Annotated in this window: 22 protein-coding genes; 10 read left to right on the top strand and 12 right to left on the bottom strand. The window is 73.7% G+C overall.

The window, feature by feature from the left end; all coding sequences use genetic code 11:
- Positions 1-8: 8 nt before the first annotated feature.
- A complete protein-coding gene (locus PP1_RS25865) occupies positions 9-974 on the bottom strand; it encodes a zinc-binding dehydrogenase (protein WP_010233829.1) in 966 nt (321 codons plus the stop codon).
- Positions 975-1,018: 44 nt separating this feature from the next.
- On the opposite strand from PP1_RS25865, the gene PP1_RS25870 reads away from it, so the two are divergent.
- Positions 1,019-1,192 (top strand): hypothetical protein, encoded by a 174-nt coding sequence (locus PP1_RS25870; RefSeq protein ID WP_010233832.1) that lies wholly within the window; start codon positions 1,019-1,021, stop codon positions 1,190-1,192.
- A gap of 6 nt (positions 1,193-1,198) precedes the next feature.
- On the opposite strand, the gene PP1_RS25875 is transcribed toward PP1_RS25870, so the two are convergent.
- Genes PP1_RS25875 through PP1_RS25885 form a run of 3 tightly spaced genes read right to left on the bottom strand, consistent with a single transcriptional unit; the run spans position 1,199 to position 3,358 of the window.
- Positions 1,199-2,050 carry an NAD-dependent protein deacetylase gene (locus PP1_RS25875; RefSeq protein ID WP_010233835.1) on the bottom strand — a complete coding sequence of 284 codons (852 nt, stop codon included), beginning with the start codon at positions 2,048-2,050 and terminating at the stop codon, positions 1,199-1,201.
- 38 nt (positions 2,051-2,088) lie between these two features.
- Complete coding sequence (locus PP1_RS25880; protein ID WP_010233838.1) at positions 2,089-2,898, bottom strand: enoyl-CoA hydratase-related protein; 810 nt, start codon at positions 2,896-2,898, stop codon at positions 2,089-2,091.
- A 10-nt stretch (positions 2,899-2,908) separates the two neighbouring features.
- A complete protein-coding gene (locus PP1_RS25885) occupies positions 2,909-3,358 on the bottom strand; it encodes an OsmC family protein (protein WP_010233841.1) in 450 nt (149 codons plus the stop codon).
- Between the two features lie 278 nt (positions 3,359-3,636).
- Here PP1_RS25885 and PP1_RS25890 point away from each other — a divergent pair, with 278 nt between their 5' ends.
- Positions 3,637-4,497 carry an LLM class F420-dependent oxidoreductase gene (locus PP1_RS25890; protein ID WP_029239705.1) on the top strand — a complete coding sequence of 287 codons (861 nt, stop codon included), beginning with the start codon at positions 3,637-3,639 and terminating at the stop codon, positions 4,495-4,497.
- Between the two features lie 6 nt (positions 4,498-4,503).
- Here PP1_RS25890 and PP1_RS25895 read toward each other — a convergent pair whose 3' ends face one another.
- Positions 4,504-4,749, bottom strand: coding sequence for a hypothetical protein (locus PP1_RS25895; RefSeq protein WP_010233846.1), 246 nt, complete (start codon positions 4,747-4,749; stop codon positions 4,504-4,506).
- A 316-nt stretch (positions 4,750-5,065) separates the two neighbouring features.
- Here PP1_RS25895 and PP1_RS25900 point away from each other — a divergent pair, with 316 nt between their 5' ends.
- From PP1_RS25900 to PP1_RS25910, 3 genes are all read left to right on the top strand, one after another.
- Positions 5,066-5,518, top strand: coding sequence for a ribonuclease domain-containing protein (locus tag PP1_RS25900; RefSeq protein WP_010233850.1), 453 nt, complete (start codon positions 5,066-5,068; stop codon positions 5,516-5,518).
- A complete protein-coding gene (locus PP1_RS25905; protein WP_010233853.1) occupies positions 5,515-5,877 on the top strand; it encodes a barstar family protein in 363 nt (120 codons plus the stop codon). Before PP1_RS25900 ends, PP1_RS25905 begins: the two co-directional genes overlap by 4 nt.
- 199 nt (positions 5,878-6,076) lie before the next feature.
- Positions 6,077-8,032: an FAD/NAD(P)-binding protein gene (locus PP1_RS25910; protein ID WP_075314526.1), complete on the top strand. Its 1,956-nt coding sequence runs from the start codon at positions 6,077-6,079 to the stop codon at positions 8,030-8,032.
- A gap of 69 nt (positions 8,033-8,101) precedes the next feature.
- Here PP1_RS25910 and PP1_RS25915 read toward each other — a convergent pair whose 3' ends face one another.
- The 7 genes from PP1_RS25915 to PP1_RS25945 form a co-directional block, all read right to left on the bottom strand.
- Positions 8,102-9,016 carry a sulfite exporter TauE/SafE family protein gene (locus tag PP1_RS25915; protein WP_010226155.1) on the bottom strand — a complete coding sequence of 305 codons (915 nt, stop codon included), beginning with the start codon at positions 9,014-9,016 and terminating at the stop codon, positions 8,102-8,104.
- Between the two features lie 131 nt (positions 9,017-9,147).
- Complete coding sequence (locus PP1_RS25920) at positions 9,148-9,285, bottom strand: hypothetical protein (RefSeq protein WP_010226157.1); 138 nt, start codon at positions 9,283-9,285, stop codon at positions 9,148-9,150.
- A gap of 242 nt (positions 9,286-9,527) precedes the next feature.
- Positions 9,528-10,829, bottom strand: coding sequence for a sulfate adenylyltransferase subunit 1 (locus PP1_RS25925; protein WP_010226159.1), 1,302 nt, complete (start codon positions 10,827-10,829; stop codon positions 9,528-9,530).
- Positions 10,829-11,743: a sulfate adenylyltransferase subunit CysD gene (gene cysD / locus PP1_RS25930; protein ID WP_010226161.1), complete on the bottom strand. Its 915-nt coding sequence runs from the start codon at positions 11,741-11,743 to the stop codon at positions 10,829-10,831. The genes PP1_RS25925 and cysD overlap by 1 nt, the downstream gene beginning before the upstream one ends.
- A gap of 28 nt (positions 11,744-11,771) precedes the next feature.
- Positions 11,772-12,476, bottom strand: a complete 705-nt coding sequence (locus tag PP1_RS25935; RefSeq protein ID WP_010226163.1) for a phosphoadenylyl-sulfate reductase — start codon at positions 12,474-12,476, stop codon at positions 11,772-11,774.
- Entirely contained in the window at positions 12,473-12,655 is a 183-nt protein-coding gene (locus PP1_RS25940) for a hypothetical protein (RefSeq protein WP_010226165.1), read from the bottom strand. The genes PP1_RS25935 and PP1_RS25940 overlap by 4 nt, the downstream gene beginning before the upstream one ends.
- A complete protein-coding gene (locus PP1_RS25945) occupies positions 12,652-14,319 on the bottom strand; it encodes a nitrite/sulfite reductase (RefSeq protein ID WP_010226166.1) in 1,668 nt (555 codons plus the stop codon). Before PP1_RS25945 ends, PP1_RS25940 begins: the two co-directional genes overlap by 4 nt.
- Positions 14,320-14,584: 265 nt before the next feature.
- On the opposite strand from PP1_RS25945, the gene hemW reads away from it, so the two are divergent.
- From hemW to PP1_RS25970, 5 genes are all read left to right on the top strand, one after another.
- Entirely contained in the window at positions 14,585-15,772 is a 1,188-nt protein-coding gene (gene hemW, locus PP1_RS25950; RefSeq protein WP_010226170.1) for a radical SAM family heme chaperone HemW, read from the top strand.
- Between the two features lie 103 nt (positions 15,773-15,875).
- Positions 15,876-16,895 (top strand): heat-inducible transcriptional repressor HrcA, encoded by a 1,020-nt coding sequence (hrcA, locus tag PP1_RS25955; RefSeq protein ID WP_010226172.1) that lies wholly within the window; start codon positions 15,876-15,878, stop codon positions 16,893-16,895.
- Between the two features lie 73 nt (positions 16,896-16,968).
- Positions 16,969-18,141 carry a molecular chaperone DnaJ gene (dnaJ, locus tag PP1_RS25960; protein ID WP_010226174.1) on the top strand — a complete coding sequence of 391 codons (1,173 nt, stop codon included), beginning with the start codon at positions 16,969-16,971 and terminating at the stop codon, positions 18,139-18,141.
- Positions 18,142-18,160: 19 nt separating this feature from the next.
- On the top strand, positions 18,161-18,916 hold the full coding sequence (locus PP1_RS25965) for a 16S rRNA (uracil(1498)-N(3))-methyltransferase (RefSeq protein ID WP_075314524.1): 756 nt from the start codon (positions 18,161-18,163) through the stop codon (positions 18,914-18,916).
- A 365-nt stretch (positions 18,917-19,281) separates the two neighbouring features.
- Positions 19,282-20,217, top strand: coding sequence for an alpha/beta hydrolase family protein (locus PP1_RS25970; RefSeq protein ID WP_249266019.1), 936 nt, complete (start codon positions 19,282-19,284; stop codon positions 20,215-20,217).
- Positions 20,218-20,245 lie beyond the last annotated feature (28 nt).

Here is a 20,245-nt window from a genome sequence, read left to right on the forward strand (position 1 = left end):
CCTGCCGATCAGCGCGTGAGGACGATCTTTCCGGCCGTCTGCCCGGCCGACATCGCCTCGAACGCCTTCCGCGCGTCGTCCATCGGCAGCTCGGTCCCGATCTCCGGGGCGATGCCGGCCGTCGCGACGAACTCCATGAGGTCGGCGAGCTCCTGCCGGGTCCCCATCGTCGAGCCGACGACCTCGAGCTGCAGGAAGAACAGCCGCTGCAGGTCCGCCGGCGGGTTCGGTCCCGAGGTCGAGCCGCAGATGACGATCCGCCCACCGGGGCGCAGCGCCCGCATCGAGTGCTTCCAGGTGGCCTCGCCGACCGACTCCATGACGGCGTCGACCTTGCCGGGCAGCTTGGCCCCGGACTCGAACGTGGCGTGCGCGCCGAGCCGCTCGGCCAGCGCGCGCTTCTCCTCGTCCCGGCCGGTGACCCACACCTGGAACCCGGCCGCCCGGCCGAGCTGGACCAGCGCCGTCGAGACGCCGCCGGACGCGCCCTGCACGAGCACGGTCTGCCCCGGCTTCAGGCCGGACTTGGTGAACAGCATCCGGTACGCGGTCAGCCAGGCGGTTCCGAGCACGGCGCCCTGCGAGGGGGTGAGCCCCGTCGGGGCGGGGACGGCGTTGCGCGCCGGGACGATCACCTTGTCGGCCATCGTTCCCTGGTGGCGCTCGGTGAGCAGGGTCCGCTTGGGGTCGAGGGTCTCGTCGCCGCGCCAGTCCGGGTCGCCGATGATGGGGTAGAGGACGACCTCGGTGCCGTCGTCGAGGGTCCCGGCGCCGTCGCAGCCGAGGATCATCGGGAACTGGTCGGGCTTGATGCCGACCCCGCGCAGGGTCCACAGGTCGTGCATGTTGAGGCTGGCGGCGGAGACGTTCACGGACACCCAGCCGTCCGGGACCTGGGGGTCGGGCCGCTCGCCCACGACGAGGGAGTCGAGCGGAGCGTCGGCGTTGGGCTCACTGGCGTACACGGCGAACATGGGTCCGAACCTAACGCGTGCGGGCACGTACTACCGTGTGGAGTGTGCGCACGATCATCGACGCCTGGGACGCGTTCGAGCTGTGGCTGACCCAGCTGCCGTTCGTGTTCCAGACCGTGTTCGTGACCGTCGTGGTCCTGCCGCTCTGCGCGCTCGTCGCGATCGGGATCGACCGGGCCACCCGCCGCTTCGACCGGGCGCCGGACCAGGAGTCCTGAGGGCTCTCAGACCGGCTGCGCGGCCAGGGCGCCCAGGGTCTCCGAGCAGCCCGCGTCGACCCGCAGGTCGGCGAGCTCGTCCCCGCGGGTGATCCCGCGGTTCACGATCACGACCGGCACCCCGGCCCGCCGGCACGCGCGGACGAAGCGCAGCCCGGACATCACCTGCAGCGAGGACCCGGCGACGAGCAGCGCGCCGTCGTCCGGGGTGAGCGAGCCGACCAGCGCGTAGCAGCGGGCCACCCGGTCCTTCGGGACGTTCTCGCCGAAGAACACGACGTGCGGCTTCAGCACCCCGCCGCAGGCCGCGCACGGTGCGATCCGGAACCCGTCGGTGATCTCGACGGCCGCGTCGCCGTCCGGTGCGGTCTCGACCTCCGCGCTGTGCGCCTCGGTGAACCCCGGGTTCAGCGCCGTCAGCCGCGCCTGCAGGACGTCGCGCGGGGTGATCCGGCGGCAGTCCAGGCAGACGACCTCGTCGATCCGGCCGTGCAGGTCGATGACGCCGCGGTGCCCGGCCACGCCGTGCAGCCCGTCGACGTTCTGCGTGATCAGCCCGTCGACGATCCCGGCGGCCTCCAGCGCGGCGAGCGCGACGTGCCCGGGGTTCGGGTCGGCGCGGCGCATCCGGCCCCAGCCGACGTGGCTGCGCGCCCAGTACCGGCGCTGCGCGGCCTCGCCGGAGACGAACTCCGAGTACGTCATCGGGTTCCGCGGTCGTGATCCCGGCCCCCGGTAGTCGGGGATGCCGGAGTCGGTGGACAGTCCCGCGCCGGTGAGGGCGACGAGCCGGCGTCCGGCCAGCAGGTCCAGGGCCGCATCCGGGTCGGTGGTGACGACGGGCGCCGGGACGGTCATGGTCCCAGGGTAGACACCGACCGGCGGAGAGACCCGGGTCAGTCCTCCACCCAGGACGGCGAGCGCTTCTCCCCGAAGGCCCGGATGCCCTCCTGACCCTCCTCGGAGGCGAAGTACGACGCCGACAGCGCGTTCATCGCCGCGAAGTCCTCCGCCATCGCGGGCCGCTCCCGGCGCAGCATCGCCTTCGCCCCGGCGAGGGCGCCGGGGGCACCGAGCCGGAGCATGCCGGTGTAGCGCCCGACCTCGGCGTCGAGGTCGTCGTCCGGCACCGCGCTGTTGATCAGGCCGATGCCGGCGGCGCGGCGGGCGTCGAACGTCTCGCCGGTGAGGAAGAGCTCGTGTGCGGCGCGTGCGGAGAGTCGCGGCAGCACGGTCACCGAGATCACCGCGGGGACGACGCCGATCCGGACCTCGGAGAACGCGAACGTCGCCCGCTCGGCGGCCACCGCGACGTCGCACGCCGCCACGATGCCGACGCCCCCCGCGCGGGCCGGTCCGGCGAGCCGGGCGACCACGGGCTTGGGGGAGTCCCAGAGCGTCGTCAGGATCCGCGGGACCTCGGTGACGCCCTGCTGCTCGGCGCCCGCGCCCCGGGACTCCTTCAGGTCCATCCCTGCACAGAACACGGTGCCGCTGTGCGTCAGGACGAGCACGCGGACGGCGTCGTCGGCGATCGCCGCGTCGAGGTGGGCGATCAGCTCCCGGCGCAGCTGCGCGGACAGCGCGTTGCGGTTGTGCGGGGAGTCCAGGGTGATCGTCGCGACCCCGTCGGCGACGTCGAGGTGGACCAGTTCTGCGGCGTCTTCTGCGGCGTCGGTGCCGGGTGCGTCACTCACACCCGGCACCGTAGCGCCGTCAGGCCCTGGTCCAGTTGCTGGTGATCGTCACACCGGCCAGTGCGAAGAGCTGGGACACCGGGCAGCGCCGCTCGGTCTCCTCGGCCAGCCGCTGCAGCTGGTCGTCGGTCGCGTCGGAGGCGATCCGGGCGTCGACCCGGAGGTTCTGGAAGGTGGTCTCGCCGTCGCGGTGCGTGCCGGTGGTCATCGTCGTCGGGTTGAAGTCGGCCGCGACGTCGAACCGGACGTGCTCGATCGTGATGCCGAGCTCCTGGGCGACGATCGCGCTGGTGACCTGGTTGCACGACGACAGCGACGCCAGCGTGTAGGCGAGCGGGCTGGGGTGCTCGTCCTTGCCGCCGAAGGCGGGGTAGGCGTCGGTCTCGATGGTGTAGTCGGCGCCGTCGACCGCGACGGTCTGCGCGACGCCGGTGCCCTGGCCGCTGACGGCGAAGGTGACGAGGGGCATGGGGATCTCCTGTGCTCGGGACTGCGGGGGGACGGGGCGGGTCAGGAGGCCCGACAGGTCGCGCCCTGGGTCCGTGCCAGGTCGAGGTGCAGCCGTCGCACGAGATCGGTCACCCGGCCAGTCAACCGCAGCCGATCGGTCGTGCGCGACATGAGCGACGCGACGCCCGCGACGCCGAACCGGTGAGGGGGTCCCGTACGAAGCCGGCTGGCGGCGCACACCCGGACGGGTCTACGCTTCAAACGGAGAGTCCTCCGTTTATGGGATGAGGAGTGCACGTGAAGATCGGACTGCACATCGCGGACTTCACCTGGCCGTCCGGCCCCACCGGACTCGCCGACGATCTCACACGGATCGCCGTCGCGGCCGAGGAGCAGGGCTTCGCGCGGGTGAGCGTGATGGACCACGTCTGGCAGATCCGCCCGGTCGGGCCGATCGAGAACGACATGCTCGAGGCGTACACGACGCTGGGCTACCTGGCGGCACGGACCGAGAAGGTCGATCTGCTGACCTGGGTCACCGGCGTGACCTACCGGGACCCCGGCCTGCTGGTGAAGTGCGTGACCACGCTCGACGTGCTGAGCAAGGGGCGGGCCTGGCTGGGCATCGGCGCCGCCTGGAACGACGAGGAGGCCGCCGGGCTCGGCCTGTTCTTCCCGCCCACCGCCGAGCGGTTCGAGCGGCTGGAGGAGACGCTGCGGATCGCGCTGCAGATGTGGAGCGACGACGACGGCCCCTTCGACGGCGAGCACTACACGCTGACCCGGACGATGAACGTCCCGCAGCCGGTGCGACGCCCGCGCCCCCCGATCCTGATCGGCGGCGGGGGCGAGAAGAAGACGCTGCGGATGGTCGCCCGGTACGCCGACGCCTGCAACCTGTTCGGCGGCCCCGACCTGGAGCACAAGCTGGACGTCCTGCGCACCCGCTGCGAGGAGGTCGGACGCGACTACGACGAGATCGAGAAGACGGTGATGGCACGGCTCGACCCGGCCGACCCGAAGGCCACGGTCGAGGAGCTCCGCGGTTACGCGGCGCTCGGCGTGCAGCACGTGCACACCATGGTGCCCGGTGTCTCGGAGATCGAGCCGCTGCGGGTGTTCGGCTCGGAGGTCATCCCGGCGGCCGCCGAGATGTGAGGCCGGTCAGCGGTGGTGCTGGCGCGGCACGGTGCGCAGGACGGCGATCTGCTGGTCGAGCTCGGCGGCGATGAGCTCGGCGTGCAGGTCGGCGGAGGCGCCGTCGTGGGTGGCGAGCGCGCGGTGCCGGCGGACCAGGTCGTCGAGCGAGTCCAGCAGACGGTCCACGCGCGTGCGCTCCTGCGGCGGCTCGGCGGGCTCGGGGCCGGCCGCCGGTACTGCGTCGACGGGGCGGGTCAGCTCTGCGGTCATGCGACGTTCTCCGTTGAACGTGTCGGGGAAGGGTCGGGTCGTGGGTTTCGCGATCGATCCAGTGTCTCGACTCCGTTGTACCCGTGTCAGCCGAGTTTTACGTCCCGTAGAACACGGGTGCGACGCAGGACACGGTGACCGGGTGCCACAAGTCGGTGACCGGTCGTGATCATCGCCGGTCCTGGGCCCGGATCAGCGCCCGGCGGGCGAGCGGCAGGTCGATACCGGGGCGAATGCGGAAACGCCACGTGACCGGTCGATGGCGGTTCGTCGCGAGATCTGTACCGGAACGGGTGACCGTCCTAGCGTCCGGAACATGATCGTCACCCCGTCGGCGCGCGGTCCGCGCGCCCTGGTCGTCGTCCTCCTGGCGGCGCTGCTCGGTGCGTTGGGCCTCGCCCTCCCCGCCGCCGCGTCGGCGGCCCCCGCCGTCCCCGCTGGGGTCTCGGCCGTCGCCCCTGCCGCCGTGCCGGGCGAGGAGTCGGGCCTGCCGGTGCGCGGGCTGTCGTCCCTGCCGGCCGAGGCCCGCGACACCTACGACCTGATCCGGCAGGGCGGGCCGTTCCCGTACTCGCAGGACGGGACGACCTTCCAGAACCGGGAGGGCATCCTGCCGCCGGAGTCCTCGGGCCACTACTCCGAGTACACCGTCGAGACGCCGGGCCTGAGCCATCGCGGCGCGCGCCGGATCGTCACCGGATCGGACGGCGAGTACTACTACACGTCCGACCACTACGCGTCGTTCGTCGTGGTAGACGTCTCGGCGTGACGACGCTGCCTCGTGAGCCCGCCGGAACCACCCCCGCCGTCGAGACGGCGAGGGGACGGGCGGGCCTGGTCGCCGTCGTCGACGGGGCCGCGGACCGGACCACCACCCTGTCGGCGTTCGGCCGGGCCCTGAGCTTCCCCGCCTACTACGGCCACAACCTCGACGCCCTCGAGGAGTGCGTGCGCGACCTGTCCTGGCTGCCCGCCGGGCCCGTCGAGCTCGTCTGGGAGGACGGGCCGCTGCGGGCCGCCGACCCCGGGACGCACGAGGTCGTCACCGCGATCCTCGCCGACGCGGTCGTGGCCGCCGGCGGCACCGACCGGCCGCTGCACGTCACCCTGGCCGGCCCGGCGGCCTGACCGGCGCGGTGGTGCGGAATCCACCGCCCCCCGGTGGTGTTGTCCGAGGGAGACGACAGCCGGCCGGGAGGGGAGGTGTGACCTACCGTGACAGGTGTGGACCTCCGCCTGGTGAAGCGCAGGCACCTGGACCTCTGCCGGCTGCGCCCCGGTGTGTGACGACGCGGCACCCGCCCGTCGGCCCACACCAGGAGCGTCCATGTCCCGTCCGGAGAACGAGCACCGCGCACCCGCGGTCGTCGTCGTCGGCGCCGGCCCGCGCGGCGCCGGTGTCCTCGAGCGGATGGTCGCCGGTGCCCCCGGGCTCTGCGGCGACGCGCTCGGCGGGCCCGGGCTCGACGTCCATCTCGTCGATCCCTACCCGGCCGGGGCCGGCCGGATCTGGCGGCACGCCCAGTCCCCGCTGCTGGCGATGAACTCGATGGCCGCCGACGTCACGATGTGGACCGACGACTCGGTGGTCTGCGACGGGCCGATCGCGCCCGGCCCGTCTTTCTGGGAGTGGGCCCAGGAGCTGCGCGGACACGGCGACCCGGAGACCGAGCTCGGCGCCGAGGCGGCGGCCGAGCTCGCGACGGTGACGGCGTCGACGTTCCCCACCCGCCGGCTGCAGAGCCACTACCTGTCCGCGGTGCTGCGCGAGGTGATCGCCCGCGCCCCCGCCGGGATGCGGATCCACCTCCACCGCACCACCGCCGAGTCCCTCACCGAGGACGGCGACGACCAGCTCGTCGGACTGGCGGACGGCCGCACGCTGCGGGCCGACGCCGTCGTCCTCGCCTCCGGGCACCTCGACGCCACGCCGACGGGCGAGGAGTGCGCGCTCCGCGACCGGGCCGGGGAGCTGGGGCTGCGCTACCTGCCCCCGGAACAGACGTCGGACTCGGACCTGTCGGTGATCGCGCCGGGGGAGACCGTGCTGGCCCGCGGGCTGGGGCTGGCGTTCGTCGACCTCGCGGCGCTCCTGTTCGAGGGCCGCGGCGGACGCTTCGTGCCCGACGCCGACGATCCCGACCAGCTCCGCTACGTCCCGTCCGGCCGGGAGCCGGTGCTGGTCGCCGGGTCCCCGCGCGGCGCGACCTACCACTCCAAGACGCACTACCAGCTGCGCGGCGGGCGCCCGACGGTGCCGCACTTCCTCACCCCTGAGGTCACCGACCGCCTGATCGACGGCGGCGGGCCCGTGGACATGCGCGAGCAGGTGTGGCCGCTGATGGCCAAGGAGATCGGCCGGGGCTGGTACCACGAGCTGTTCCACGGCCACCCGGACCGCGTCCGCACCGGCTGGGACGAGTTCGCCGCGCGGTTCGACGAGGTCCCGCACGGGTCGCCGGAGGAGGCCGGGCTCATCGCGACGACCGTCCCCGACCCGCTGGACCGGCTCGACCTGACCGCGCTCGACCGGCCCCTCGACGGGGTGCGGGCGCCGGATCTCGACACGCTGCAGCCACTGGTGCGCGAGCGGATCGCCGAGGACCTGCGGCAGCACGTCGACGACCGGCACACCCCGCACCTGGGTGCGTTCGTCGCGATGCTGTCGGTCTACACCGAGACGACCCGGCTCGCCGGGTCCGGCGTGCTCTCGCCGCGGTCACGCGCGCGGGACCTGCCCTGGTGGCAGAGCTTCTTCAACTCGGTCGCCTCCGGCCCGCCCGGTTTCCGGGTCCGCGAGCTGCTCGCGCTGTCCCGCGGCGGGCACCTGAAGTTCCTCGGCGCCGGAATGGACGTCACCCTCGACGACACCGGGTTCCACGCGACCAGCTCCACCCTCGACGGAGCGGAGCCGGTGACGGCGCCGGTGCTGGTCGACGCGCGGCTGCCGGACCCGAGCCTGTCCCGGACGTCCGACCCGCTGCTGGCCGGGCTGCTGGCGGCCGGCCAGGCGGTCGAGGAGGTCCTGCACGACGACGACGGCACCCCGCTGCGCAACACCGGCCTGCTGTCGGTGCGCCCGGCCGACGGCGCCCTGCACACCGCGTCCGGTGCGGTGCACGAGCGGCGGTTCGCGGTCGGGCCGCACACCACGGTCAAGGTGGCGGGCGCCTTCACGCGTCCCGGGATGAACGCGCAGAGCCTGCGCTACAACGACGCCGTCGCCCGCGCCGTCCTGGGTGCCCTGCCGGGAGCGGCCGCGCGCGCGACCCCCGCGGCCTGACCGCCGCACGCAGGCCCGAGGGGTCGCGCGCGGCGCTCCGGCGACGGGCGGAACGGCCCCGGTGCCGGGTCAGTCCCGCGAGGCGACCGGCTCGGCCTCGGCCGGCAGCGCCGCGCCCTCCTCGCGGCTGCGCCGGAGCTTCGTCACGGCCACCGAGACCGCGGTGATCCAGGCCGCGACGACCACGACGTAGGTCGCGACGGTCGTCACCGTGCCGACGTCGAGCGCCTTCAGGATGGTGCGGGCGTTGGTGAGGATGATGATCCCGCCGACCGCGGTTCCCAGCACCGGTGCCGGGATCTTCGTGACGAGCCAGGCGGCCAGCGGCGCGGCGAGGATGCCGCCGATCAGCAGCCCGCCGATGGTGTAGGGGTCGAGGACCTCGTGGCCGATGCCGATCAGGAAGCCGAGGCTCGCGGCCACCGCGACCATGAACTCCGAGGTGTCCACCGACCCGACGACGGTGCGCGGCGCGGTCTTGCCGGCGCCCAGCAGCGCGGGGGTCGAGACCGGGCCCCAGCCGCCGCCACCGGAGGCGTCGACGAACCCGGCGACCAGGCCGAGCGGCGACAGGAACTTCGCCCCGTGCGGCGACCGGCGTGCGGTGGCGACCTTCGGCGGCCGCACCGAGAACCGCAGCAGGATGTAGACGCCCAGCGCGAGCAGGATGCCGGACATGTACGGCGCCGCGTTCTCGGTGGACAGCGCCGACAGGGCCGTCGCGCCGAGGAAGGCGCCGACCGCGCCGGGCACGCCCAGCTTCAGGACGAGCTTCCAGTCCACGTTGCCGAAGCGCCAGTGCGCGGCGCCGGACGCCAGCGTCGTCCCCACCTCGGCGAGGTGGACCGAGGCACTCGCGGTGGCCGGGTTGATGCCGGCCACGAGCAGGAGGCTGGTGGAGGTGACGCCGTAGGCCATGCCCAGGGCGCCGTCGACGAGCTGGGCGAGCAGTCCGACGACGGCGAACACGATGAGGGTGCGCATGATGATGCGTGGTCTCTCTCGGGTGGTGGTGCGGGACGGAGCGGGACGGGTGCGCAGTCGCGCCGGACACGCCCGGTCGACGGCAGGTCAGGGCCTGCGGGACGGGCGGTGGTGTCCGGACAGCGGCGTGGTCAGCAGCCGCGACAGAACTCGTCGAAGGCGTCCAGTCGACGGGACGGCCAGAACCGCTCCAGGTGTGCGACGAGGTGCCGCGACGCCGCGGGGTGCGAGGCCGACGCGGGGGTCGGGTCTGCGCGGCGCTCGGTCACCCCACCATCGTGAAACGCCGACCCGGTCGGGACAACCGGTCGTCCGCGCTGCGGGACGGCGTCGAACCTGTACGGACACCTCGTGTCGCACGCCTCTGACCAGCGACGACGCGGTCGTCGGTCGGCGTGGGCCTCCCACCCGGCGGGCCGGGGTGGTCCATCCCACTCGCCCGGTGCCCCGGGCGCCCACGACGACGGCCCCCGCACCGCGAGGTACGGGGGCCGTGGACGGTCGGCGGGCGTCAGCCCGTCGCGGCGGGGACCGAGGCGAGCGGGTCCCCGACCAGGCCGGCGGCGAGCGTGTTGCCGGTCGGCGGGTCGATCAGGACGAAGCCACCGGTCGTCCGGATCCGGGCGTAGGGATCGACCGGCAGCGGGTCGGCGACCCGCAGGCTCACCCGGCCGATGTCGTTGATCTCCAGCTGTTCCGGGGCGCCGGTGTAGGACACCGTCTCGGTGTCCAGCCGGGACACCAGCCCACCGACGATCACCTGCGTGGTGCGGGTCCCGTGCTTGAGCAGCAGCCGCGCCCCCGGGACCAGCGGCTTCTCGGCGAGCCAGCACAGCGTCGCGTCGACCTCGGAGGTGACCTCCGGGGCGTCGTACGCCGCCGCGATCAGCGCGCCGCGCGGGGCGTCGATGTCGTCGGTGAGCAGGACCGTGACCGAGAGGCCGGCGCCGGCGGCGTCGAGCGGGCCGTCGGCGGTGCGCACCTCGGCGACCGTGGTGCGGTGCCCCTCCGGCAGGACGACGACGTCGTCGCCGGCCCGCACCGTGCCCGAGGCGACCTGGCCGGCGTAGCCCCGGTAGTCGTGCAGGTCGTCCGTCCGGGGACGGATCACGTACTGCACCGGCAGCCGGAACGGGGCGTCGGCGTCGGGCCCGTCGACGGGGACCGACTCCAGGTGCTCCAGCAGCGTCGGGCCCTCGTACCAGGGGGTGTTCGCGCTGTGGGAGGCGACGTTGTCACCGACCAGCGCCGAGACCGGGATGACCTCGACGGTGCTCTCGTCGAAGCCCAGCGAGCGGGTGAGCTCGGTGAACTCGGTCGCGATGTCGCGGATCTTGGCCTCGTCGTAGTCGATGAGGTCGATCTTGTTGATCGCGAGGACGAGACGCGGCACCCGCAGCAGCGACAGCACCGCGGCGTGCCGGCGGGTCTGGGAGACGACGCCGTTGCGGGCGTCGACCAGCAGCACCGCCAGCTCCGCGGTCGACGCACCGGTGACGGTGTTGCGGGTGTACTGCACGTGGCCCGGGGTGTCGGCGAGCACGAACTCCCGGGTCGGGGTGCCGAAGTACCGGTACGCGACGTCGATCGTGATGCCCTGCTCGCGCTCCGCGCGCAGGCCGTCGACGAGCAGCGACAGGTCCGGTGTGGTCATGCCCTTGTCGACCGAGGCGCGCTCGACGGCCTCGATCTGGTCGGCGAGCACCGACTTCGTGTCGTAGAGCAGGCGTCCGACGAGAGTGGACTTGCCGTCGTCGACGGAGCCCGCCGTGGCGAAGCGCAGGAGGTCCCGCGGGTTGGCCGAGTCGACCATCAGAAGTAGCCCTCCTTCTTGCGGTCCTCCATGGCGGCCTCGGAGAGCCGGTCGTCGGCCCGGGTGGCGCCGCGCTCGGTGAGTCGCGACGCGGTGACCTCGGCGATCACCTCGTCCAGGGTGGTCGCCGTCGACTCGACGGCGCCGGTGCAGGAGCCGTCACCGACGGTCCGGTAGCGGACCGTGCGCGACTCCAGGGACTCGCCGTCGCGCGGGCCGCCCCACGGCCCCTCGGCGAGCCACATGCCGTCGCGCCGGAAGACCTCGCGGTCGTGGGCGTAGTAGATCGACGGCAGCTCGATGCCCTCGCGCCGGATGTAGCGCCAGACGTCGAGCTCGGTCCAGTTCGAGATCGGGAAGACGCGGACGTGCTCGCCGGGGGCGTGCCGTCCGTTGTAGAGGTTCCACAGCTCCGGGCGCTGCTTGCGCGGGTCCCAGCGGCCGAACGCGTCGCGCAGCGACATGATCCGCTCCTTGGCGCGGGCGCGTTCCTCGTCCCGGCGGCCACCGCCGAACACGGCGTCGAAGCGGTGTTCGGTGATCGCGTCGAGCAGCGGCTGGGTCTGCAGCGGGTTGCGGGTCCCGTCGGCGCGCTCGACCAGCCGGCCGTCCGCCAGGTAGTCCTCGACCCGGGCCACCTCGAGCCGCAGGTTCAGCTGCGCGGCGATCCGGTCCCGGAACTCGATGACCTCCGGGTAGTTGTGCCCGGTGTCGACGTGCAGCAGCGGGAACGGGACGGGCGCCGGCGCGAACGCCTTCGCCGCCAGGTGCACCAGCAGCGTCGAGTCCTTGCCACCGGAGAACAGGATCACCGGCCGGTCGAACTCGCCGGCGACCTCGCGGAAGACGTGGATCGCCTCCGACTCGAGCGCGTCGAGCGCGTCCAGCTTCGGTGTCGTGACAGCGGCGGTCACGTCAGCTCCCTCGTAGAAGTGGGGGTGGTCATGCGTGCAGGCCGCACTCGGTCTTGGTCCGGCCCGCCCAGCGGCCGGAACGCGGGTCCTCGCCCGGCTTCGGCTTCACCGTGCAGGGCGCGCAGCCGATGCTCGGGTACCCGGCGTCGACCAGCGGGTTGACCAGGACGCCGTGCTCGGCCACGTAGCGGTCCATGTCCTCGTCGCTCCAGGCCGCGATCGGGTTGATCTTGACCAGGCCGAACTTGTCGTCGTAGGTGATCAGCGGGGTGTTCGCCCGGGTGGGCGCCTCCACCCGCCGGACGCCGGTGACCCACGCGTCGTACCCGGCCAGGGTGTCCTGCAGCGGGGCGACCTTGCGCATCGCACAGCAGCGGTCCGGCTCGCGGGCGAACAGGTCCTTGCCGAACTCGGCGTCCTGCTCGGCGACGGACCGCTCGGCCTGCGCGTTCACGATCGTCAGCTCCGGGTAGACGGAGTCGACGGCGTCGCGGGTGCCGATGGTCTCGGCGAAGTGGTAACCCGTCTCCAGGAAGAGGATCCGCACGTCGGGCTTGGCCCGGTACGCCAGGTCGACGAGCGTCGCGTCCTGCATGTTGGACGCGACGATCAGCCGGTCACCGAAGGTCTCCGCGGCCCACGTGAGCAGCTGCTGCGCGGTCGCGTCCGGGCCCAGCTCCTCGGCTCCGCGTTCCGCGGTCGCGCGCAGGTCGGTCTCCAGAGCAACACTCATGACTCCGCTCCTGAGGTCTCGGGCACGCCGATGCCGACGAACGTCACGACGAACGTGCGCAGGCATCCGGCACACCACCAGGCGGCACCGGGGACCTTCTCCGACCGCTCGGCCGGCCGGAGGTCCTCCTCGCCGCAGTACGGGCAGTAGAACGTGGCGGCACGCTCGGATCCGCTCACTTCAGATCAGCCTCCTCGGCCCGCAGCACCCACTGCGCGAACCGCTCGTCGCCGTCGCGCTGCGCGGCGAAGTTCCGGACGATCCGCTCGACGTAGGGGCCCAGCTCGGCGCTCGTCACCTTGAGGCCGCGGAGCTTCCGGCCGAACCCGGCGTCGAGGCCCAGCCCGCCGCCCAGGTGCACCTGGAAGCCCTCGACCTGGTTGCCGTCGGCGTCGGTGACGATCTGGCCCTTGAGCCCGATGTCGGCGACCTGGGTCCGGGCGCACGCGTTCGGGCAGCCGTTGAGGTGCAGCGAGATCGGGACGTCCGGGACGACGTCGGCGAGCCGCTTCTCCAGGTCCTCGACCAGCCGGATCGCACGCTCCTTGGTCTCGACGATCGCGAGCTTGCAGAACTCGATGCCGGTGCAGGCCATCGTGGCGCGGCGCCAGGTCGACGGCCGCGCGGGCAGCCCGAGGTGGTTGAGGTCGGCGATCAGGCCGTCGAGCTTGTCGTCGGCCACGTCCAGCACGACGATCTTCTGGTACGGCGTGAACCGGATCCGGTCCGACCCGGCCCGCTCGGCCGCCTCGGCGACCGCGACCAGCGTGGTGCCGGAGACCCGCCCGGACGGCGGGGCGACGCCGACGTAGTTGCGGCCGTCCTTCTGCTTGTACACGCCGACGTGGTCGATCGGGCGCTCCGGGATCGCCGGCGCCGGGCCGTCGGAGAGCTTCTTCCCCAGGTACTCGTCCTCCAGCACCTGGCGGAACTTCTCCGGGCCCCAGTCGGCGATGAGGAACTTGATCCGGGCGCGGTGCCGCAGCCGGCGGTAGCCGTAGTCCCGGAAGACCTGGACGACGCCGTGCCACACGTCGGGCACGTCGGCGAGCGGCACCCAGACCCCGAGCCGCTGCGCGATCTTCGGGTTGGTCGACAGTCCGCCGCCGACCCACAGGTCGAAGCCGGGTCCGTGCTCGGGGTGCTCGACGCCGACGAAGGAGATGTCGTTGACCTCGTGCGCGACGTCCTGCTGCCAGGAGATCGCGGTCTTGAACTTGCGCGGCAGGTTCGACAGCTCGCGGTCGCCGATGAAGCGCTCGACGATCTCGTCGATCGCCGGGGTCGGGTCGACCACCTCGTCGGCGGAGACACCGGCCACCGGCGACCCGAGCACGACGCGCGGGCAGTCGCCGCAGGCCTCGGTGGTCTGCATGCCGAGCGGCTCGATCGTGTTCCAGATCGCGGGGACGTCCTCGACCCGGATCCAGTGGTACTGGATGTTCTCCCGGTCGGTGACGTCGGCGGTGTCACGGCCGTAGTCCCGCGAGACCTCGCCGAGCGCACGGAGCTGCGCGACCGACACGGAACCACCGTCGAGGCGGACCCGCATCATGAAGTACTCGTCGTCCAGCTCCTCGGGCTCCAGGGCCGCGGTCCGGCCACCGTCGATGCCCGGCTTGCGCTGGGTGTAGAGACCCATCCAGCGGAAGCGGCCGCGCAGGTCGGCCGGGTCGATCGAGTCGAAGCCGCGCTTGGCGTAGATGTTCTCGATCCGGGAGCGGACGTTGAGCGGGTTGTCGTCGCGCTTGCTCCGCTCGTTGGGGTTGAGCGGCTCGCGGTGGCCGAGCTTCCACTGGCCCTGACCGCGTGCGCGGCCGGGTGCGGACGTCGTGGGCGCCATGTGGTGGGTGCTCCGGTGGTGTCGGGACCGGGCGCACTCCGGCCCGGGACAGGGCGGAACGCGGCCCGGGGAGAGAGGTGGCAGGCCGTCAGGAGGGACGGCGACAGAGCGCGCTGCGGGTCCGGTTCAGGTCCACGTGGCGGCGGGCCACGAGGCGGAGACGGAGCGCGTGCACGTCGACCAGCATCGCACGGTGTCCGGACCGCGGCCAACGACGCGTCCGCATCCTGGGAGTGGGGTCACACCCGGGGCCGGGCGGGAACGGGTGGCACACTCGTCGGACGTGACCGCCGCGCCGCCCTTCGGGATCTACGTCCACGTGCCCTTCTGCGCGACCCGCTGCGGCTACTGCGACTTCAACACCTACACCGCCTCCGAGCTGGCGGGTGACGCGTCGTCGCCGGAGGGCTGGCTGGAGGCGGCCCGGCGGGAGATCGCACTGGCCGCCCGGACCGTCGGCGACCGCACGGTGGAGACGGTGTTCGTCGGCGGCGGCACGCCCTCGCTGCTCGGCGCGGACCGGTTGTCCGCGGTCATGGCGGCGATCCGGTCGGAGTTCCGGGTGGCACCGGGCTGCGAGGTCACCACCGAGTCGAACCCCGAGTCGACGTCGCCGGAGTTCTTCGCCGGGATCCGCGACGGCGGCTACACCCGCGTCTCGCTGGGGATGCAGTCGGCGGCCCGGCACGTGCTCGCCGTCCTGGACCGCACGCACACCCCCGGCCGTGCCGTCGACGCGGCACGGGAGGCCCGGGCCGCGGGGTTCGGGCACGTCAACCTGGACCTGATCTACGCGACCCCCGGCGAGACGGACGACGACCTGCGACGCTCGGCCGACGCCGTCCTCGAGGCGGGCGTCGACCACGTCTCGGCCTACGCGCTGATCGTCGAGGACGGCACCGCGCTCGCCCGCCGGGTCCGCCGCGGCGAGCTGCCCGCCCCGGACGACGACGTCGCCGCCACCCGCTACGAGCTGCTCGACGCGCGGCTGCGGGACGCGGGCCTGCGGTGGTACGAGGTGTCGAACTGGTCACTGCCCGGCGCCGAGTGCCGGCACAACCTGGGCTACTGGCGCGACGGCGACTGGTGGGGCGTCGGCCCCGGCGCGCACTCGCACCTGGCCGGGACCCGCTGGTGGAACGTCAAGCACCCGGCACGCTGGGCCGGGCTGCTCGCCGACGGCGCGGTCCCGGAGGCCGGCCGCGAGGAGCTGACCCCTGCCGAGCGGCACACCGAGAGCGTCATGCTGCGGCTGCGGCTGGCCGAGGGCATGCCGCTCGGCCTGCTCGACGACGGCGGACGGGCCGCCGCGTCCCGCGCCGCCGGTGAGGGGCTGCTGGAACCGGCCGCGCACGACGCCGGACGGGCCGTCCTCACCGACCGGGGACGCCTGCTGGCCGACCGGGTCGTGACCGACCTGCTGCTCGCCGAGGAGGGCCCGGTCCGGGTCTGAGACCGCCCCGGCCGGTCGCGGGTCCGGCCGGGGCGTCGTGGCGGCGCCTAGACTGGACGAGGTACACCGGGTGAGCGGGATGCGCCGGGGGAGGTGCGAGGAGATGAACGCCGACGAGCGGCGGTTCGCCGTGTTGCGGGCCATCGTCGCCGACTACGTGTCGACGCAGGAACCGGTCGGTTCCAAGGCGATCGTCGACCGGCACAACCTCGGTGTGTCGAGCGCCACCGTGCGCAACGACATGGCCGTCCTCGAGGAGGACGGGCTGATCGCGCAGCCGCACACGAGCGCCGGGCGGATCCCGACGGACAAGGGCTACCGCCAGTTCGTGGACCGCATCTCGCAGGTCAAGCCGCTGTCGACGGCCGAGCGGCGGGCCGTGCAGACGTTCCTGGACGGGGCCGTCGACCTCGACGACGTCCTGCGCCGGTCGGTCCGGCTGCTCGCGCAGCTGACCCGGCAGGTCGCCGTCGTCCAGTACCCGACGCTCACCCGGTCGACGGTGCGGCACCTCGAGGTCGTCCAGCTCACCCCGGCCCGCCTGATGCTGGTGCTGATCACCGACACCGGGCGGGTCGACCAGCGGGTGGTCGACCTCGGCGACGTGCTCGCCGAGGCCGACGTCGCCCGGCTGCGGGAGATCCTGGGCAACGCGCTGGGCGGGCGGAAGCTCGCCGAGGCCTCGGCCGCCGTCGCCGAGCTGCCCGACACGGGCCCGGACGACCTGCGCATGACACTCACCCAGGTGGCGACGGTGCTCATCGAGACCCTGGTCGAGCACCCCGAGGAGCGCATGGTGCTCGGGGGAACCGCGAACCTCACCCGCAGCAACGCCGACTTCCCCGGATCGCTGCGCCAGGTGCTGGAGGCGCTGGAGGAGCAGGTCGTGGTCATGCGGCTGCTCGCTGCCTCGCAGGACTCCGGCCTGGTCACGGTGCGGATCGGCGAGGAGAACGAGGCCGAGGACCTCCGCACGGCGTCGGTCGTCACCGTCGGGTACGGGGCGGGGACACCGCTGGGGGGCATGGGCGTCGTCGGGCCGACCCGGATGGACTACCCCGGCACCATCTCGGCGGTGCATGCGGTCGCGCGGTACGTGGGTGACATCCTGACGGGGCGCTGAAGAGCTGCGCCCGCAATGACCATCGGCACCACGGCAGTGGTGCGTCGAAGAAACCCAGAGGACGAGACACCAGGTGGCACGCGACTACTACGGGATCCTGGGCGTCGAGCACGGCGCCGACGCCTCGGAGATCAAGCGGGCGTACCGGAAGCTCGCCCGCGAGCTGCACCCCGACGTCAACCCGGACGCGGCGGCGCAGGAGCGGTTCCGGGAGGTCAGCACGGCCTACGAGGTCCTGACCGACCCGGAGAAGCGACGGATCGTCGACCTCGGCGGTGACCCGCTCGACCCACGCGGTGGCGCCGGTGGCGGTGCGGGCGGGGGCGACCCGTTCGCCGGATTCGGCGGCTTCAGCGACATCATGGACGCGTTCTTCGGCGGTTCGGCCGCCGGCGGACGCGGGCGGGGACCGCGCAGCCGGGTGCAGCCCGGCGCCGACGCCCTGATCCGGATGGAGCTGACGCTCGAGGACTGCGCCGCGGGCATCCAGCGCGACCTGACCGTCGACACCGCGGTCCTGTGCACCCTGTGCCAGGGCTCCGGCTGCGCGGAGGGCACCCACCCGACCGCCTGCGACACCTGCGGCGGGTCCGGTGAGATCCAGAGCGTCCAGCGGTCGTTCCTGGGGCAGGTCGTCACGGCGCGGCCGTGCCCGACCTGCCGCGGGTTCGGCGAGGTGATCCCGGACCCCTGCCGGCAGTGCTCCGGCGACGGCCGGGTCCGCTCGCGGCGCACCGTGGCGGTCAAGATCCCGGCGGGCGTCGCCGAGGGCATGCGGGTCCGGCTCGCGGGCCAGGGCGAGATCGGTGCCGGTGGCGGCCCGGCCGGTGACCTCTACGTCGAGGTGGAGGAGGCGCCGCACGAGATCTTCACCCGCGACGGTTCGGACCTCCACTGCACGCTGCCGCTGCCGATGACGGCCGCCGCGCTCGGCACGACGCTGCCGCTGACCCTGCTCGACGGCGTCGTGCAGGAGCTCGACATCGAGGCGGGCACCCAGCACGGCACGATCCGCACGCTCCGCGGCAAGGGGATGCCCCGGCTGCGGTCCACCGGACGGGTCGACGGCCACGGCGACCTGCTCGTGCACGTCGAGGTCGCGGTCCCGGCCCGCCTGGACAAGGAGCAGACCGACCTCCTCCGCCAGCTCGCGAAGCTGCGCGGCGAGGAGCAGCCCGACCTCGTCGGGGGCGCCCGCAACGGGCACGGGCTCTTCTCCCGGCTCCGCGACACCTGGGGACGCTGACGGTGCGGGCCGGCGACCGGTGACCACGGCGCCGCTGTTCCTGGTCGACGACGTCGGCGCCCTCCCCGGCCCCGGCGGCAGGACGCTGCTGGACGGGCCGGAGGGCCGGCACGCCGCGACGGTGCGCCGGCTCCGCCCCGGCGAGGCACTGGTGCTGTCCGACGGCCGCGGGGGCCTCGCGCACGCCGAGGTCGTCGCCCCCGAGGGGAAGGACGCGCTCTCGCTGCGCGTCCTGGAGACGCTGCGGACCCCGCCGCCCGCGGTCCGGGTCGTCGTCGCGCAGGCGCTCGTGAAGGGCGACCGCGGCGAGCTGGCCGTCGAGACCGCGACCGAGGCCGGCGCCGACGGGATCCTGCCGTGGACGGCGTCGCGCTGCGTCGCACGCTGGGACGACGGCCCGCGCGGCGCGAAGGCACTGGCACGCTGGCGGTCGACGGTGCGGGAGGCCGCCAAACAGGCCCGGCGGCCCTGGCAGCCCGAGGTGGGCGACCCCGTCACGACCCGGCAGCTGGCCCGGCGGGTCGCCGACGCCGACGTGGCGCTGGTGCTGCACGAGTCCGCCGGCACCGGCCTCGCCGACGTCCCCCTGCCCGACGCGGGGGAGGTCCTGCTGGCCGTCGGCCCCGAGGGCGGGGTGGACGACCACGAGCTCGCCCTGCTCGCCGACGCCGGCGCCGTCCCGGTCCGGATGGGCCCCGAGGTGCTGCGCGCCTCGACCGCCGCCTGCGTCGCGCTAGGTGCACTGGCGGTCCGGACCGGGCGCTGGAGCGGCTGAGCGGGTGTCACCGCTCGGGGCTCCGCCGAGGGGCTCCCGGCGAGGCCCCGGGGGAGGACTTCTGCGAGATCGCTTCCCTGGGAAGCGATCTCGGAGTCCGGCTTCGGTCCTCGGGCCGTGCTCTGGGCGGTGGCGTGGGTCGAGTCCCGGGGCCGGTGTCCCGACGGGATCGGGGTGGTCCTCCCGCGAGATCGCTTCCTCAGGCAGCGATTCCGGAGAAGGGCACGGCGTTGCTCGGCGCCTCGTCGCCTGCGCTCCTGCCGACGGCTGCGCTCCTACGCCCGCCCGAGCCGCTACGCCCGGCCGAGCAGCTACGCCCGCCGTTCCACTCGTCCTCGTCCCGATCACCTGCCATGATCCGCACCGTGCGTGATGCGGACCACAGCCGACGGATCGGTCGTCGTGACTTCGGGCTCCTCGTCGGTGGCGCCCTCGCGTCCCCGCTGCTCGCCGCGTGCGGTGGTGACAGCGGCGACGGTGGCGACGGCGGGGACCGTGGCGGGGGCGGCTCCGCCGCGCCGACGACCGCCGCGCCCGCGCCCGAGCGGATCGCCTACGGCGGGCAGCCGGACCAGTTCGGGGAGCTCACCTTCCCGCGGACCCGCGGGTTGCCACGGGCGACCGTCGTCGTCGTGCACGGCGGTTTCTGGCGCACCGGGACCGACCTCTCGCTGATGCGGCCGATCGCGTCGGCGCTGGTCGCGGCCGGGTTCGTCACCTGGAACATCGAGTACCGGCGGGTCGGTGGCGGCGGTGGGTGGCCCTCCACGTTCGACGACGTCGCGCTCGCCACGGACCGGCTCGCGGAGGTCGGGAGCACCCGGATCGACCTGCGGCGGGTGTTCGTCCTGGGGCACTCCGCCGGTGGTCATCTCGCGGCCTGGCTGGCGATGCGGGCCCGGCTGGCACCGGGGGAACCGGGCGCGGCACCCGTCGTCCGGCCGGCCGGCGTGATCTCCCAGGCCGGGGTGCTGGACCTGGCGACGGCCCGGCGGAGCGGGGCCGACGGCGGCGCCGTCGCCGATCTCGTGGCGGCCACCCCGGCGAGCGACCCGGCGCGGTACCGGGCCACGAGCCCGGCGGAGGCGTTGCCGCTGGGGGTGCCGACGGTCTGCGTGCACGGCACCGCCGACGAGGTGGTGCCGATCGCGCAGAGCGAACGGTTCGTCGAGGCGGCGACGGCGGCGGGGGACCGGGCCGAGCTCGTGCGGGTCGACGGGGCCGACCACCTGCAGCTCATCGACGTCGCGCACCCGGCATGGACGGCCGCGCTGCGGGCGCTGGAGGGCCTGGCCGGATAGCCGGAATCCGCGGGTGACGGACGGTGCC

Source organism: Pseudonocardia sp. P1, from assembly GCF_000178675.2.
Taxonomy (GTDB): domain Bacteria; phylum Actinomycetota; class Actinomycetes; order Mycobacteriales; family Pseudonocardiaceae; genus Pseudonocardia.

Excerpts from the sequence above, each read along its gene's own strand:
- PP1_RS25865 (WP_010233829.1), bottom strand. The coding sequence starts at position 974 with ATGTTCGCCGTGTACGCCAGTGAGCCCAACGCCGACGCTCCGCTCGAC.
- PP1_RS25875 (WP_010233835.1), bottom strand. The coding sequence starts at position 2,050 with ATGACCGTCCCGGCGCCCGTCGTCACCACCGACCCGGATGCGGCCCTG.
- PP1_RS25885 (WP_010233841.1), bottom strand. The coding sequence starts at position 3,358 with ATGCCCCTCGTCACCTTCGCCGTCAGCGGCCAGGGCACCGGCGTCGCG.
- PP1_RS25895 (WP_010233846.1), bottom strand. The coding sequence starts at position 4,749 with ATGACCGCAGAGCTGACCCGCCCCGTCGACGCAGTACCGGCGGCCGGC.
- PP1_RS25900 (WP_010233850.1), top strand. The coding sequence starts at position 5,066 with ATGATCGTCACCCCGTCGGCGCGCGGTCCGCGCGCCCTGGTCGTCGTC.
- PP1_RS25910 (WP_075314526.1), top strand. The coding sequence starts at position 6,077 with ATGTCCCGTCCGGAGAACGAGCACCGCGCACCCGCGGTCGTCGTCGTC.
- PP1_RS25915 (WP_010226155.1), bottom strand. The coding sequence starts at position 9,016 with ATGCGCACCCTCATCGTGTTCGCCGTCGTCGGACTGCTCGCCCAGCTC.
- PP1_RS25925 (WP_010226159.1), bottom strand. The coding sequence starts at position 10,829 with ATGGTCGACTCGGCCAACCCGCGGGACCTCCTGCGCTTCGCCACGGCG.
- PP1_RS25935 (WP_010226163.1), bottom strand. The coding sequence starts at position 12,476 with ATGAGTGTTGCTCTGGAGACCGACCTGCGCGCGACCGCGGAACGCGGA.
- PP1_RS25945 (WP_010226166.1), bottom strand. The coding sequence starts at position 14,319 with ATGGCGCCCACGACGTCCGCACCCGGCCGCGCACGCGGTCAGGGCCAG.
- hrcA (WP_010226172.1), top strand. The coding sequence starts at position 15,876 with ATGAACGCCGACGAGCGGCGGTTCGCCGTGTTGCGGGCCATCGTCGCC.